Source organism: Citrobacter sp. wls716, assembly GCF_005280975.1.
GTDB lineage: Bacteria > Pseudomonadota > Gammaproteobacteria > Enterobacterales > Enterobacteriaceae > Citrobacter > Citrobacter youngae.
Map to the genome: position 1 here is coordinate 1 of NZ_SZWX01000022.1, position 14077 is coordinate 14077.

At 50.4% G+C, this 14077-nt stretch carries 13 protein-coding genes and 1 pseudogene; 11 read left to right on the forward strand and 3 right to left on the reverse strand.

Going from position 1 to position 14077, the window contains the following annotated elements:
* Positions 1-561: 561 nt before the first annotated feature.
* The gene (cbpM, locus tag FDX24_RS05920; RefSeq protein ID WP_048212100.1) at positions 562-855 is read right to left on the reverse strand and encodes a chaperone modulator CbpM; all 294 of its coding nucleotides are present in this window, start codon (positions 853-855) and stop codon (positions 562-564) included.
* Positions 855-1775: a curved DNA-binding protein gene (cbpA, locus tag FDX24_RS05925; protein ID WP_048212099.1), complete on the reverse strand. Its 921-nt coding sequence runs from the start codon at positions 1773-1775 to the stop codon at positions 855-857. Before cbpA ends, cbpM begins: the two co-directional genes overlap by 1 nt.
* 274 nt (positions 1776-2049) lie before the next feature.
* On the opposite strand from cbpA, the gene FDX24_RS05930 reads away from it, so the two are divergent.
* On the forward strand, positions 2050-2352 hold the full coding sequence (locus FDX24_RS05930) for an antibiotic biosynthesis monooxygenase (RefSeq protein WP_101742815.1): 303 nt from the start codon (positions 2050-2052) through the stop codon (positions 2350-2352).
* Between the two features lie 112 nt (positions 2353-2464).
* Here FDX24_RS05930 and dsbA read toward each other — a convergent pair whose 3' ends face one another.
* Complete coding sequence (gene dsbA / locus FDX24_RS05935; protein ID WP_121584455.1) at positions 2465-3088, reverse strand: thiol:disulfide interchange protein DsbA; 624 nt, start codon at positions 3086-3088, stop codon at positions 2465-2467.
* 412 nt (positions 3089-3500) lie between these two features.
* Here dsbA and FDX24_RS05940 point away from each other — a divergent pair, with 412 nt between their 5' ends.
* The 10 genes and pseudogenes from FDX24_RS05940 to FDX24_RS05985 form a co-directional block, all read left to right on the forward strand.
* On the forward strand, positions 3501-3863 hold the full coding sequence (locus FDX24_RS05940) for a hypothetical protein (protein WP_048212096.1): 363 nt from the start codon (positions 3501-3503) through the stop codon (positions 3861-3863).
* 48 nt (positions 3864-3911) lie between these two features.
* Positions 3912-5792, forward strand: a complete 1881-nt coding sequence (locus tag FDX24_RS05945) for a protein-disulfide reductase DsbD (RefSeq protein ID WP_137363986.1) — start codon at positions 3912-3914, stop codon at positions 5790-5792.
* Positions 5789-6412 (forward strand): DsbA family protein, encoded by a 624-nt coding sequence (locus tag FDX24_RS05950; protein WP_137363987.1) that lies wholly within the window; start codon positions 5789-5791, stop codon positions 6410-6412. Before FDX24_RS05945 ends, FDX24_RS05950 begins: the two co-directional genes overlap by 4 nt.
* Entirely contained in the window at positions 6402-6908 is a 507-nt protein-coding gene (locus FDX24_RS05955; RefSeq protein WP_048212093.1) for a protein disulfide oxidoreductase, read from the forward strand. Before FDX24_RS05950 ends, FDX24_RS05955 begins: the two co-directional genes overlap by 11 nt.
* Before the next feature lie 194 nt (positions 6909-7102).
* Positions 7103-7855 (forward strand): NADH:ubiquinone reductase (Na(+)-transporting) subunit C, encoded by a 753-nt coding sequence (gene nqrC / locus FDX24_RS05960; RefSeq protein WP_124021563.1) that lies wholly within the window; start codon positions 7103-7105, stop codon positions 7853-7855.
* A 272-nt stretch (positions 7856-8127) separates the two neighbouring features.
* Positions 8128-10077: an FTR1 family protein gene (locus FDX24_RS05965; protein WP_048212091.1), complete on the forward strand. Its 1950-nt coding sequence runs from the start codon at positions 8128-8130 to the stop codon at positions 10075-10077.
* Positions 10078-10106: 29 nt separating this feature from the next.
* A complete protein-coding gene (locus FDX24_RS05970) occupies positions 10107-10634 on the forward strand; it encodes an iron transporter (protein ID WP_003035987.1) in 528 nt (175 codons plus the stop codon).
* 200 nt (positions 10635-10834) lie between these two features.
* On the forward strand, positions 10835-12214 hold the full coding sequence (locus tag FDX24_RS05975) for a Fe-S-containing protein (protein WP_137363988.1): 1380 nt from the start codon (positions 10835-10837) through the stop codon (positions 12212-12214).
* Positions 12215-12218: 4 nt separating this feature from the next.
* Positions 12219-13502 carry an ABC transporter permease gene (locus FDX24_RS05980; RefSeq protein WP_137346263.1) on the forward strand — a complete coding sequence of 428 codons (1284 nt, stop codon included), beginning with the start codon at positions 12219-12221 and terminating at the stop codon, positions 13500-13502.
* A pseudogene (locus FDX24_RS05985) lies at positions 13492-14052 on the forward strand (ABC transporter permease); the annotation flags it as partial. The gene FDX24_RS05980 and the pseudogene FDX24_RS05985, both read left to right, overlap by 11 nt.
* Between the last annotated feature and the right edge of the window lie 25 nt (positions 14053-14077).

Consider the following 14077-nt stretch of genomic DNA (forward strand, 5'->3'; position numbering starts at 1 on the left):
CTAGAGTTCGAATCTCTACGCTTCCGCCAAACATGAAAAGGGGTTACCGAAAGGTAACCCCTTTTTGCTTTTGAAGCATTAGAATAGACTTGCAATCTTGACCAATCCCCTTATGTAACATTCAAACACTTGCCTACCCCAATCCCAGGCTTTTCTTTTTAGTGCTATACGCTGCAATTTAACTGCACATTGAAAGTCTTTCCATATTGGCGTGGCTGAAGGCATGGCCATGATGTATTCATGACCTGTAAAAGCCTTAACTGAACCCAGGCCAGTCCAGTAGTGTTTGCCTGGGGGGCAAGTTCAGATCATCAGCAAATTGATGCGTTGCGCAGAAGGACATTGTCGGTACTAGTGAGACGGTTACCCATAAACGTTATTTCTGGCTAAAAAGCTGACGCGGATAGAGTCATTCATCCACAGTTTTTCTGAATATCTGCCGGGCAGGTACCGAGCTGGGCAATCCGTAGCCGAGAAATCGAATCTGATGAGTTTGGTTTTTTATAAAAAATACGCCCTGCTTACCTGTAGGTGCGGCTCATCGCCGCACTCTTAACATATTCACGGATGGCTAATAAATCGGGACAAGCGTTGGCGCAAAAAGCGGTTTTCCTGCCGCAGTTGCGCGTTCTCCTCGAGCAACGTCAGTGCGACGGCAATTCCTGGCCAGTCAAGCGCCAGTTCATGGCGCAGACGCAGTGCGCGTTGCACCACGGTCAGTGCATGGTCATCAAAGGTCTCATCTTCACGGGGTTCGATTACCCCTAAACCGACAATTTCATTCAGTTCTTCTGCAGAAACACCGGTATGCAGACAAAACTCGGTAATGGTAAAGGTAACGGTCACGTTAGCCATTATGCTTTCCCCCACTCTTTGCGCGGATCAAAGGACTTCTGCGCATCCGCCAGCTGTTGCCACAAGGCGGCGCTGTTGTCGTCAGGTTTCGGCGGCATCACGATTTTGATGACCGCGTACAGGTCGCCAGTCTGTTTTTTACCGACCAGACCTTTGCCTTTGATACGTAATCGCTGTCCAGCCTGGCTTCCTGCGGGGATGGTCAGCAAAATACTCTCTTTGAGTGTTGGTACAGTTACTTTTGCGCCCAATGCGGCTTCCCATGGGGCAAGCGGAACGACAACTTCCAGATCCTGATTAACAATATCAAACAGCGGATGCGGCGCGATATGAATCACCAGCCACAAATCACCGTTCGGGCCACCGTTTTCACCAGGGGTTCCCTGACCTTTCAGGCGAATGCGCTGCCCATTGCCGACACCGGCCGGGATCTTAACGTTGAGGGTTTTGGGGATTTCCCGCTCGATCATGCCAAACGCATTGTATACCGGCAGGTTGTAACTGATGGTGCGGCTATGCTCAGCAAGGGTTTCTTCGAGGAAAACGGCGACCTCGATTTCAATATCATGCCCGCGACTGGCGTGGCGCTGCCGTGACTGATGTGCGTGCTGGCCAAAAATTGAAGAGAAGATATCGTCGAAATCTTCAGCGCTGTAGCTTTGACCTTCTCCTTGCTGGAACTGACGATTAAACTGCGGGTCGTTGCGATGCTGCCACAGCTGGTCGTATTCGGCGCGGCGCTGTTCATCGCTCAGTACTTCCCAGGCTTCGGCAACTTCTTTAAAACGAGCTTCAGCGTCGGGTTCTTTGCTGACATCGGGATGGTATTTTCGCGCGAGACGACGGTAGGCGGTCTTGATTGTCTTGAGATCGTCTGTCGGCTTCACGCCCATAATGGCGTAATAATCCTTTAATTCCATAGCGTTCTCTCGTGTAAATCAACACATGAAGAAGGCAATCCCTCTCAAAAGGTATCACCGTTAAGTTTAGGGTAATCCCGATAGGCGCGAATGCCAACCATGAAAAAGGGGGGCGCAGGTCATAAAAGGGGCACCGGCTAATGCGGTGAGCCTGCTTGTTTATTTACCTGTCATACTCACATTTTCCCTTTTCACCAGACTGTTCGTTGTTGAGCGAAGCATCGCATTTTATCCAGTAATAGAGTGGCTGAAATTAACAAGGGAGAGATACTGAATGATCGCCGTTATTTTTGAAGCAGATGTGCATCCTCAGGCTGGAGAGCGATATCTTCAACTGGCCTCAGAGCTGAAGCTGTTGTTGGCAGAGATCCCTGGGTTTATTTCTATCGAACGATTTCAGAGCATTAATACGCCCGGGAAAATGCTGTCACTTTCATGGTGGGAGAATGAGGATGCAGTGCTCAGGTGGAAATGCAACGTCAGGCATCAGGCCGCACAACAGGAGGGTAAACAGTTGATTTTTTCATACTACAGAATACGTGTTGCCACTGTTTTGAAGGATTACGCCTCTGAATAAGGTTCTGCCAGCGTATATGACAGCTGACAGTCAACAATGTCTGCCTGTAGCAACAGGAGCCAGAACAGGCTCTGGCTCCTGTTGGTGGTGCGTCAGTAATATTAACGGCTTATCAAGGTCTGGAAAAAAGAAAACGAACGGTATCAGCGTAGTTCTGGACAAAAGCGTTAACGTTATCTGATTTTAATCCTTTCGGGTTAATCATATATTTACCCTTGATAAAGATAGCCGGTACACCTTTCAGGTCTACCGCTTTAGCCAACTCCTGTTGCTTCGCCGTTAATGATTTTACGGCAAAGCTATTCCATGCAGCATCATAGTCATTTGCACTGACACCAGCGCGGATAAATACATTGCGAATATCATCTGCTGTTTTAACAGTTTGTTTTTTCTGCACGGCATCAAACAGTAAAGGTTTTACTTTATCTTCCACGTTTAACAGCATAGCGACAGACCACGCGTGCGTCATCTCCGGCCCCAACGGACCTAAGAAATCAACGTGATACTCAGTAAGTTTGACATCAGTAGGTAATGCTTTTTTCACATTATCAGTGACTTCCAGAACTTCATCGTATTGGTAGCATGAAGGGCAATAAAATGAAAAGAACTTAAGCGCAGCGGGCGCTGACGCAACTGGCTTTTCAAGTGAATTATATTCCTTGCCATCGGTAAATGTTGCTGCCTGAACGCTCACAGTAAAAATCAGGCCTAGAAGAGGAAGTAAGATTTTTTTCATTTCCATATACTCTAAATAACATTTAACAAACAATTGTTTTGATGATGAACATAATGTTCATGGCGGTAAGTTATAATACAATATTTATCCGAAAATGTGCTGGCCCTTACTTTCATTTACGCAGGCATATCTACTGGCATACTTGTCATTCAATTTCATGGCAGTGGTGAAATACTTGTAGGGACGCTTTGTGAATAGTAAATAATAAACCCCGTGATATTCTTAGCTTTGTTTTATTAGCGTCATTATTTTGCAATAATGAAATTAATTAACAATATTAATTATCATTTCTGGGCAGCGCGCTGGGGCGGAATGAGAATTGACCGGCCTCTGCCGACATAACTTTACAGGGTAAAGGTTGCCAAAACTTCGCCAGTGACTAAGATAACTCGCGTCAATCAGTGAGGGTATAATGGCGAAACGTCAACGGATGGGATGGTGGTTCCTCTGCCTGGCATGTGTTGTGGTGATGGTATGCACCGCGCAGCGCATGGCGGGTCTGCACGCGTTGCAGATGAACACCACGACCACTGCTGTTGTCGCGAGCGCCCAGGCCGATACCGATGAAGCTTCGCCCGTTACACCTTGTGAGCTGAGCGCAAAATCATTGCTGGCTGCACCGCCAGTATTGTTTGAAGGCGCGATTCTGGTGCTATGTTTGCTGCTGTCGCTGTTGGCACCCGTGCGGGCATTTCGCCTACCTTTTTTCCCTCCGCGCGCTATCTCGCCGCCCACTCTCCGGGTGCATCTCCGATTTTGCGTCTTCCGTGAATGACAGAACAGCCGTTGCAGACTGTTAGATAATTATTCACGGAGAAAAACTATGATGACTGTTTTCAGGCAGGCACTGCTCTGTCTGTTATTGCTATGGCTGCCCGTATCCTGGGCAGCTGAACCCGGCTGGCTGCGTTCACCCGATAACAATCACGCCAGTGTGCGGTTACGTGCCGATACAGCAGCTGACGGTGAAACCCGTCTGCTGCTCGATGTTAAACTGGAGGATGGCTGGAAAACCTACTGGCGATCGCCGGGTGAGGGAGGCGTTGCGCCTGCTATCGCCTGGAAAGAGGAAATGCCTGCGGTCGACTGGTTCTGGCCAACCCCTGCTCGTTTTGAGGTCGCCAATATCACCACCCAGGGATATCACGATAATGTCACCTTCCCGATGGTAGTACGTGGCACCACGCCAGCCGCCCTTAACGGTGTATTGACCCTATCAACCTGCAGCAATGTCTGCCTGTTAACGGATTTTCCCTTTTCCGTGACGCCGAGCGTCCAGGACCCGTCTTTTGCTCATGACTATGCGCAAGCGATGGGGCAGATACCGCTGGCCAGCGGGCTGACCGATGCGCTTAGTGCTGGGGCGCGAGCCGGAGAGCTGGTGGTTGAGGCTCGTCGTGCGGGGGGCTGGTCTGCGCCAGGCCTGTACCTGGACACCGTTGATGATGCGGATTTTGGTATGCCGCAAATCCGCGTAGAGGGCGAAATACTACGGGCAACGGTTCCGGTTCATGACAGCTGGGGGGAAGGGGCGCCGAATCTTCGTGGTAAACAACTTACACTGGTTCTGGCTGATAACGGCGTTGCACAGGAAAGTCGTCTTACGATTGGCGAAGCCCCGGTTATTGAAAACGCTTCACTCCCGCTGTGGCAAGTGGCGCTTATGGCGTTATTGGGCGGTTTGATTCTCAACCTGATGCCCTGCGTTTTACCGGTTCTGGGCATGAAGCTGGGCTCGATTTTACTGGTTGAGGAGAAAAGCCGTCTTCAGGTTCGCCGCCAGTTTCTGGCATCGGTGGCTGGGATCCTGGTCTCTTTTATGGCTCTCGCGCTGCTGATGACGGTGCTGCGCCTGACCAATCAGGCGCTTGGTTGGGGGATCCAGTTCCAGAGTCCGTGGTTTATCGGCTTTATGATGCTGGTGATGCTGACGTTCAGCGCCAGCCTGTTTGGGCTGTTTGAATTTCGCCTTCCTTCAGCAATGACCACCATACTGGCAACTCGCGGCGGTAACGGCTTGTCAGGGCATTTCTGGCAGGGCGCGTTTGCGACGTTGCTTGCCACGCCGTGCAGTGCGCCGTTCCTGGGGACGGCAGTGGCGGTGGCGTTGACCGCCTCGCTGCCGACGCTATGGGGGCTGTTCCTCGCGCTCGGGCTGGGGATGAGTTTGCCATGGTTGCTGGTGGCACTGCGTCCGGGTCTGGCGCTGCGTCTGCCGCGTCCGGGGCGTTGGATGAATATCTTGCGGCGTCTTCTTGGCGTGATGATGCTTGGCTCGGCTATTTGGCTGGCAACATTGCTGCTCCCGCACCTGGGGTTCGCAAGCCAAAGTACAGCCAAAGAGAGTGTGAACTGGCAACCGCTGAGCGAGCAGGCCATTGAAGATGCACTGGCTCAGCATAAGCGCGTAGTTGTAGATGTGACGGCTGACTGGTGCATTACCTGTAAAGTCAATAAATTCAATGTTCTACAAAAAGAAGATGTCCAGACTGCACTGCAACAACCTGATGTGGTGGCTCTGCGGGGTGACTGGACGCTGCCCTCTGAAGCGATCACCGAATTCCTGAAAAAACGCGGCCAGGTTGCTGTGCCGTTCAACCAAATTTATGGTCCCGGTTTGCCGCAAGGTCAGGCATTGCCGACGTTGTTAACCCGCGATGCGCTGCTGAATACACTGGCCGATGCCAAAGGAGTGAACCCATGAAAATGATGATTGTCCTGCTGCTAACCCTGTTTTCTGCCGTCAGCGTGGCGAAAGAACCTGCACCGTTTACCCCGGAACAGGAAAAGCAAATTGAAGCATTAATTCAGGAAGCCCTGTTTAACGATCCCAACAGCCCGCGGATTGGCGCAAAGCAGGCAAAACTGACCCTGATAAACTTCACCGATTACAACTGCCCATACTGCAAGCAATTGGATCCGATGCTGGAAAAAATTGTACAGAAATATCCTGATGTGGCGGTGGTGATTAAACCGCTGCCGTTTAAAGGGGAGAGTTCGGTTCTGTCGGCGCGAACCGCGCTGACGACCTGGCATGAGCATCCGCAGCAGTTTCTGGCGTTACATGAGAAACTGATGCAGAAGAAGGGCTACCACACGGCAGTGAGTATTAAACAGGCACAGGAGAAAGCCGCTGCCAGCCCTGTGACGCTGGATGCACAAAGTGAGGAGACGCTGAGCACCAACCTGCAACTGGCACGTCTGGTCGGTGTGCGAGGCACTCCTGCAACGATTATTGGCGATGAGCTGATCCCGGGTGCAGTACCGTGGGAAACACTGGAAGAGGTGGTCAAAGAAAAACTGGCGGCCGCAAATGGTCAGTAAACTGCGCCGCTGGCTGCGCGAAGGACTGATCTTACTGGTGTTATTCGCCGGGGCGATGTTGTTGATGGATGCCTGGCGAGCGCCCCAGCTTCCCGTAGCGTTTGACAGTACGCCTTTGCAGACGCTGGATGGTGAAAACGTTACGCTGGCCTCGCTCAGCAAAGAGGATCCAGTGCTGATCTATTTCTGGGCGAGCTGGTGCGGCGTGTGTCGGTTCACGACACCGGAAGTCGCCAGACTGTACTCAGAAGGCGAGAACGTGATAACCATTGCGCTGCGTTCTGGTAATGAGGCGGAGGTGACGCGCTGGCTGGCGCGTAAAGGCGTAGACTTTCCCGTCATCAACGATGCCGACGGGACCATCTCCCGCAGCTGGGACATCAGCGTCACGCCAACGCTGGTCGTGATGTCGCACGGTCGCGTGGTGTCGACAACCAGCGGCTGGACCAGTTACTGGGGAATGAAGCTACGCCTCTGGTGGGCAAAAAACGTCTGATTCTGATGCCGGGGAAACCCGGCATTTTTTTACGATAAAAAGGTAAGAAAAACATGTTGTTCTGATATTGGATCCTGAAATTATATACTAATAGTTATATATTTTTGATTTTTTCTGTAGTTGCAAATCCACAAAGGTAATGGCATATCTGATGGTGTTTTAAATATCTTATTTCTCGCAGGGATTAAAGAATAATGCGCAAGGGTAAAGTTATTGTTATATCAATGATGTTTTTTTGTATCCTTATTTTTATTGCTGCTATTGTCTGGTTTATGATGTATCAGGGGGAACTCGCTGAACCTACCGGTGAAGAGAAACATGCCGCCATTCTGCATGCTTCAGGCCTGTTGAAATCAGATGCGCAGGATAAAAAAACAATTAACAATTTGTATCAACGTTATATTTTAGCGCGTAAGGTTAATCTGGATTCCGGTGAATGGGTCGCTGATGACGTCCAGACGCAGGGATGTAAAAAACTTGCTCCGGAACATGATCCCGCGAAGATCCATCAGCGCTGTACGATTGCAGATGTATATCTGGTAAAAGATAAAAGCAATAAAATTCAACAAATTATACTCCCTGTTTTCGGTAAGGGCGCGAAGTCAATGATGTATGCCTTTCTGGCTCTTGACCCAGACGGACGTACGGTTAAAAACCTGTATTACTATCAGCAGCGGGAAACTCCTTTTTTGGGAGCCAGAGTGGAAGATGAGAGTTGGCGCAAGCAATGGCCGGGTAAAAAAGTAGTTGATAATAATAGGATGCCAGCACTAAGAATAACTCAGGAGAAACCACAGAATATCGATGAATATACAGTAGATGGTATTTCTGGTGCGACCCTGACATCGAATGGGGTTGAGAGAAGCATCAACTACTGGACAGGCGAACAGGGTTACGGCCGTTTTTTACAACGGATTACTCGTGGTCCTGATATAATAGTTCCCTGATCGCTTTTGTTTTAAATAACGTTTATCTTCATACTCATTGCCGGCCTCATTTGCGTCAGTGAGTATGGGGCAACTCAATTCCATATCACCGATAAATTCTCCTGTATTGACGGCATCATTAATAAATCCCGAATGTCTCAATTTCGTATTCATCACATTTTCATGAGATAAATTTACATAACTTGTTACCTATTGACATTTTTATGATCCAGGTCATGTACAACGCAAGCCAAAATCGATAATGATAATAATTATCATTTGTATTTTACGGGATGCGTACCGTGCGTAAGTTCTGTGTTTTCCTGCTGACCACTTTGTGTAGCTTGCTTGTAAGCCTTCATGTATGGGCCGCAACAAACTATGCTCCGTTAATTGAGGATATTGAACAACGTCTTGATAAAACAGCAGAACTTTACTCTCAGCAACAAACTGATGAAGCGCGGCGAACGGTGCAAATGGCTTACTTTGAGGTATTTGAAAACCTTGAAGGTCCTATTCGAATCAACATTTCCGCCAGCAAAAGTTATGAGATGGAAAGCGCTTTTGGTGAGATTCGTCGCATGATTGGCGAAAAAAAATCGCTCTCTGACGTGCAGTCTAAAATCGACTGGCTCAAAGCCTCGCTGCGCGAAGTTGAACCTGTGTTAGATGGCGGACATCGCCTGGTTGCCGAAGAGCAGCACAATGCGTTTTCCAGGACAGATATCGCCGTACACTGGCAAGAAAGTTTTCGCGTTATCGACGATTTGTTGGCTCAGGCAGTAAATAACTATCAGGCCGGGAATTTAAGCGTAGCCAGCCAGAACGTTCAACAAGCGCACTATCAGGGTTTTAAAAACTCAGAGATGGAAATGTCGGTCAGACAGAATCGATCGGCAAAAGACGCTGCTGCGATTAACCAGCAATTTTCTGCGTTGATTGCGCTCACCGCAGAGCCGGATCGCCTTAATGATGTCTCTTATCAGGTCACGACGTTGTTACAGGATATTGAGGATCTTCTGCCTGGTCTGCCTACTACCCGTGACGAACAGCAGGTCACGGCGGTGCAAAACACGGGGAATACGCCCACGGCACAGGATGATATAGCCCGCGCAGACTGGGCTGCCGTCTCGTTGGGTATCCATCAAAGTATTCAGAAAGCGATTGCCCGTTACCAGGAGGGCGATGCGAAGAATGCCATTCTGGATGTGCAAGACAGTTATTTTGACCGCTTTGAAGCTAGCGGTATGGAAAACAAAATCGGTTCTCGCGATTCGGCATTTAAAACCTCGCTGGAGGCTTACTTCACGCGTCTGGTTAGTTTGATGAAAGCGGGTCAGCCAGTGGAAAGACTCAACGCTGAAGCCAGCGCACTGGAGCAGGATTTACAAAAAGCAGTGGTGATGTTGGGGGAAGGAGAAGAAACCCAGTGGAGCCTGCTGCTCTACAGCCTGATGATTATCGTGCGCGAAGGACTGGAGGCCCTGCTTATTGTGGCGGCCATCGTGGCTTATATGGTGAAAAACAATCACCAGGATAAGCTTCCGTTAATTCGCCAGTCGGTGATTGTCGCGTTAATCGCAAGCGTTATTACCGCTGTGATATTCCAACTCCTGTTCACGAATTCCGGCGCCAGCCGAGAACTGCTGGAAGGCGTAACGATGCTGATTGCCGTCGTCATGCTGTTCTTCATGAGCTACTGGTTACTGTCTAAAGTCGAGGCTCGCCACTGGAAAGCATGGCTGGAAGGGAAACTGTCCCACTCACTTTCCCGTGGTTCACTGGTTGGACTGTGGCTTACCAGCTTCCTGGCGGTTTACCGCGAAGGGGCGGAGACCGTGCTGTTTTACTACGCCCTGATCGGGGATGCGAATGATATTTCTGGGCATATGGCGATTGCGGCAGGTTTTGTTATCGGCTGTGTTGTTCTGCTGGTCGCCTGGCTCATCATGCGCTACTCGGTTGTACGCCTGCCTTTGAAGCCGTTCTTTATGTTTACCGGCAGTTTTATGTACCTGATGGCCTTTGTATTTGCGGGCAAAGGGGTTCTGGAACTGGTGGAAGGTAAGCTGTTCCAGCCAACGTTGATTAACGGCTTCCCTGAAATCAGTTGGTTGGGAATTTATCCCTACGTGGAAACGTTATTACCGCAGGCCATATTGCTACTTGCGGCGCTGGTGGCGCTGTGGGTGATGCGGCGGAAAAGCACTGTTCCTGGGGAAACGATAAAAACTAATCTATAGCTGTTATTTGAGACGAGAGGATATGTCTGATGACCATGAAGAAAACCCTGATTGCCAGTGCAGTGATGGCCGGTATTTTCACTGCTCCGGCAGCGTTTGCCTTTAAGGAGTATCCGGCAGGCGAGCCTGTCACCATGAATGAGATGGAACTGGCCGCTGTGTACCTGCAGCCAATCGATATGGAACCGCGTGGCATGGGATTACCGGCAGCAAAAGCCGATATTCACCTTGAGGCGGATATTCATGCCGTGGAAGGCAGTAAAAATGGTTTTGGCGCAGGCGAATGGATCCCTTATCTGACTATCAGTTACACCTTGATTAACAGTGATACGGGTGAAAAACAAGAAGGTACGTTCATGCCGATGGTTGCCAGCGATGGCCCTCATTACGGTGCGAACATCAAAATGATGGGGGTGGGTAACTATAAAGTGACCTATCACATCGAACCGCCGTCAAAAGCAGGTATGCACCGTCATACAGACAGTGAGACCGGCGTTGGTCGCTGGTGGAAACCATTTGATGTGAGTTATGAATTTAAATACGTCGGCCTGAACTAAGCGCTTTTCCATCAGGCTGCTTGATTTGCCATTTTGGACCGGGCAGTGCTCACAATCTTACGTACGAAGTGTACCCACGATTTGTTTTGCGCTGCTCATGTCTTAACTGACCGCGAACTTATCCCCCTGATGGGCAGGCTCTAAATTATCGATGTACCTGGATAGTTACATCATTCAATCCGCCGTACAGAGTCGATGTTATGAGTTATTTTTTTGTCACGACGCTACAGGTTTTTTTCTGCATTGCGCTGCTCTCCGGGGTTCTCTGGAGTCGCATCGATCCCCCTTCATTGCGCCCACTCGTCTGGACCTTACTCACAGGCTTAATCCTTGGCGTGCTGGTGGGACTTACCCTCCGCGGCTCGCAGCCAGTGCAATTGTTGCTGGTTGGCACAGAAGTGATGATTACGCTGCTGTTTGTGTTGAGCTTCTGGTGGGTATCAAAGCGCATTCGCTACCTGTGGCAAGGGATTTTGGTGTTTGGCGCAGCCCGACATTGGGCTTTGGATCCCAATCTCGGCGGATTAACCAGCACCCATGTGCTAAATACCGATCTGCTGTTGAATCTGACGGCAATGCTATTGGCATTTGCGATCCTCTGCCTGGTTGGGGTACTGAGCGCTATGCTGTTGCGTCGTATTCGTGGACTCTACTGGCCGTTGACGCTGATTCTGATGGTCATGATTTGGCTGCCATTAAGCGGTAATTTGTTGCTGCTGTTAATGAAACTGCAGGTGCTACCGCTGGCGAAATCGCTATTGAGTTTTGTGGCCAAAGTGACAAACAACGCGGCGATGTATAACTGGTTGGGGGCCGCCCTATTACTTGCTCTGGCACTGTGCTGGGTACCGGCGTTGTTACGCGCGATCCGCCAGACGCGTAAAGCCGATGAGCCGATTGCTTATCGACTGGCGCTGGCGCATCGTCGAAATGCGTTTCGTCTTTGGCTGGTCACGCTAGGTTGCGCGGTGGTGGTGATCTCCGGGCAACTGTGGTGGGAAAAGGTCGCCTCTCAACCGCCGCAGTTGTCAGAAGCCATTCCGGTACAACTTGCCAGTGATGGCATGGTTCATCTGCCAATAGAACGACTCCGTGATGGCAAGCTGCACCGCTTTGTTTGGGTGGCCGATGATGGTAAAGCGGTACGTTTTTTCGTGATTAACCGCTATCCCGACAAGTTGCGTTTGGGGGTGGTTTTTGATGCCTGTCTACTGTGTGGCGATCAGGGTTACGTGATGGAAGGTAATCAGGTTATCTGCGTGGCATGCGGGGTACACATTTTCATTCCTTCGATTGGTAAACCTGGTGGTTGCAATCCGGTGCCGATTGAAAACTGGCGTAATGATGAGAAAGAGCTGGTGATCCCAGGTAAAGAGCTGGCTGCTGGCGTGAATTACTTCTCGACGGTCATGACCATCAAGGTGACCGACCCGGTTGATGGTTCCACATTGACCAATACTTCTGCTGACTACAAATACAGCTATGGTGGCAAAACCTGGTTTTTCTCGTCCGAGGCCAATTACGATCGCTTCCGTAAAACTCCGGAACAGTTCGTCCCTGCTGAATTGAGGGAGGAGTAACAAAATGCTGTGGCGAATGTTACGACAATCCTGGGGGCGTAATCTCCGACGCAAGGGGCTGGCTATTATGACCGTCTTTCTTGCGTCCAGCCTTATCTCCGCCCTGCTGGCGGTGTCGATTGATATTGGCGATAAAATGTCCAGAGAATTGAAGTCCTATGGTGCCAATATTTTGATTGAACCTGCCGGACAGGCGGCGCTGCCTGCACTTTTCAGTGAAAACAGTAATCCACTATCAGGACAGGATTTCCTTGATGAAGCGGAACTCCCCAACATTAAGGATATCTTCTGGCGCAACAACATTGTCGGCTTTGCCCCTATGCTTGGCGGTGATGTCGACGTTAACGGCAAAGAAGTACGTATTCTCGGCACCTTCTTCAGCCAACCGGTAGATATTCCAGATGAAGAAGGGTTTGAGACGGGGCAAAAAACGGTAAGCCCGTTCTGGCAAGTGACAGGCCACTGGCCGCAAGAGCCTGCTGGTGATGCTCCTCAAACACTGGTAGGGCATGCGTTGGCGCGACAAACGGGCTGGAAGCCAGGCGATCAACTGGTGATCCGTACCAGCAATACAACGTTGAATGTGACCGTCAGCGGCATCCTCTCCAGCGGCGGGGATGAGGATAACCAACTGGTTATGCCGTTGAGCACGGCGCAAACGTTGCTGGATTTACCCGGCAAAGTGCAGGCCATTCGTGTCTCGGCGCTGACGGTGCCGGAAAATGAGTTGTCGCGTCGGGCGCGTGAAAATCTCGATGCACTGAATGCTGAAGAGTACGACCTTTGGTACTGCACGGCCTATGTCTCGTCCATTGCTCATCAACTGGAGGAGGCTATTTCCGGTGCAGAAGTTCGCCCTGTGTGGCAGGTTGCTGCATCTGAGGGGGTTGTAATCGATAAAATTCAGTTGCTGATGGCCGTCGTGACCGTCGCAGCACTGGCAGCTTCGGCTATGGGAATCGCGTCACTGATGACCAGCACCATTATGGAGCGCGCTAAAGAGATCGGCCTGATGAAGGCGCTTGGCGCGCATCAGTGGCAAATCATGCTGTTGTTCTATCTTGAAGCCGCGTCCAGTGGACTGGCCGGTGGGGCATTGGGATGTGTTGCTGGATGGGGAATGGCGAAAGCGATTGGCCTGATGCTATTTGATGCGCCATTAAATTTTGCCTGGATTGTGGTGCCATGTGTATTGGTTATTGCGGTCCTGATTGCCCTGATTGGCACCTGGTTCCCGGCCCGCCGTATTGCCCGCCTGTATCCTGTGGAGGTGCTGTATGGCCGCTAAACGTACCATGCTCTGGTTGCTGGTATGGCGGGCGCTGCGTCTGCGTTTTCAGCGAGTTAGCGTAGTATTTGCCGCATTGATGGTCGGGGCGACCATTGTGACCGCGCTATCTGCGGTGTGGTTCGACATCAATACCAAAATGAGTGAAGAATTGCGGACCTTTGGCGCAAATTTCTACATCGGGCCAGGCCATGGCTCCAGCATGCCGCAGCAAGCGTTGCAGACTATTTTAGATCAGGCACCGCAAGGCCTGGTTCACGGAGCCAGTCCTTGGCTTTACGGTATGGCGCGTACCGAGCTGGAGAAGGTGGTGATTGTCGGCGTGTGGTTTGAATCCTTGCAAAAGCTGGTGCCGTACTGGCAGGTTCAGGGGAGTTGGATTGGTGTTAGCTTTGACGATCGCAATGCGATGATTGGCGTCAAATTGGCTGAGCGTCTTAACGTCCAACCGGGCGATAACATCATCCTGGTGGATCACAATCAGCGCAAAAACTTACAGATAAAAGGCATTGTTGAAGCCGGTGATGCGACAGATAACATGCTAATTGTAGTGGTCAAGTAATACTGGCCACAGT

What these genes read in the sequence shown, in the direction of transcription:
- cbpM (WP_048212100.1), bottom strand. Translation starts at nt 855, where the DNA reads ATGGCTAACGTGACCGTTACCTTTACCATTACCGAGTTTTGTCTGCAT.
- cbpA (WP_048212099.1), bottom strand. Translation starts at nt 1,775, where the DNA reads ATGGAATTAAAGGATTATTACGCCATTATGGGCGTGAAGCCGACAGAC.
- FDX24_RS05930 (WP_101742815.1), top strand. Translation starts at nt 2,050, where the DNA reads ATGATCGCCGTTATTTTTGAAGCAGATGTGCATCCTCAGGCTGGAGAG.
- dsbA (WP_121584455.1), bottom strand. Translation starts at nt 3,088, where the DNA reads ATGAAAAAAATCTTACTTCCTCTTCTAGGCCTGATTTTTACTGTGAGC.
- FDX24_RS05940 (WP_048212096.1), top strand. Translation starts at nt 3,501, where the DNA reads ATGGCGAAACGTCAACGGATGGGATGGTGGTTCCTCTGCCTGGCATGT.
- FDX24_RS05945 (WP_137363986.1), top strand. Translation starts at nt 3,912, where the DNA reads ATGATGACTGTTTTCAGGCAGGCACTGCTCTGTCTGTTATTGCTATGG.
- FDX24_RS05950 (WP_137363987.1), top strand. Translation starts at nt 5,789, where the DNA reads ATGAAAATGATGATTGTCCTGCTGCTAACCCTGTTTTCTGCCGTCAGC.
- FDX24_RS05955 (WP_048212093.1), top strand. Translation starts at nt 6,402, where the DNA reads ATGGTCAGTAAACTGCGCCGCTGGCTGCGCGAAGGACTGATCTTACTG.
- nqrC (WP_124021563.1), top strand. Translation starts at nt 7,103, where the DNA reads ATGCGCAAGGGTAAAGTTATTGTTATATCAATGATGTTTTTTTGTATC.
- FDX24_RS05965 (WP_048212091.1), top strand. Translation starts at nt 8,128, where the DNA reads ATGCGTACCGTGCGTAAGTTCTGTGTTTTCCTGCTGACCACTTTGTGT.
- FDX24_RS05970 (WP_003035987.1), top strand. Translation starts at nt 10,107, where the DNA reads ATGACCATGAAGAAAACCCTGATTGCCAGTGCAGTGATGGCCGGTATT.
- FDX24_RS05975 (WP_137363988.1), top strand. Translation starts at nt 10,835, where the DNA reads ATGAGTTATTTTTTTGTCACGACGCTACAGGTTTTTTTCTGCATTGCG.
- FDX24_RS05980 (WP_137346263.1), top strand. Translation starts at nt 12,219, where the DNA reads ATGCTGTGGCGAATGTTACGACAATCCTGGGGGCGTAATCTCCGACGC.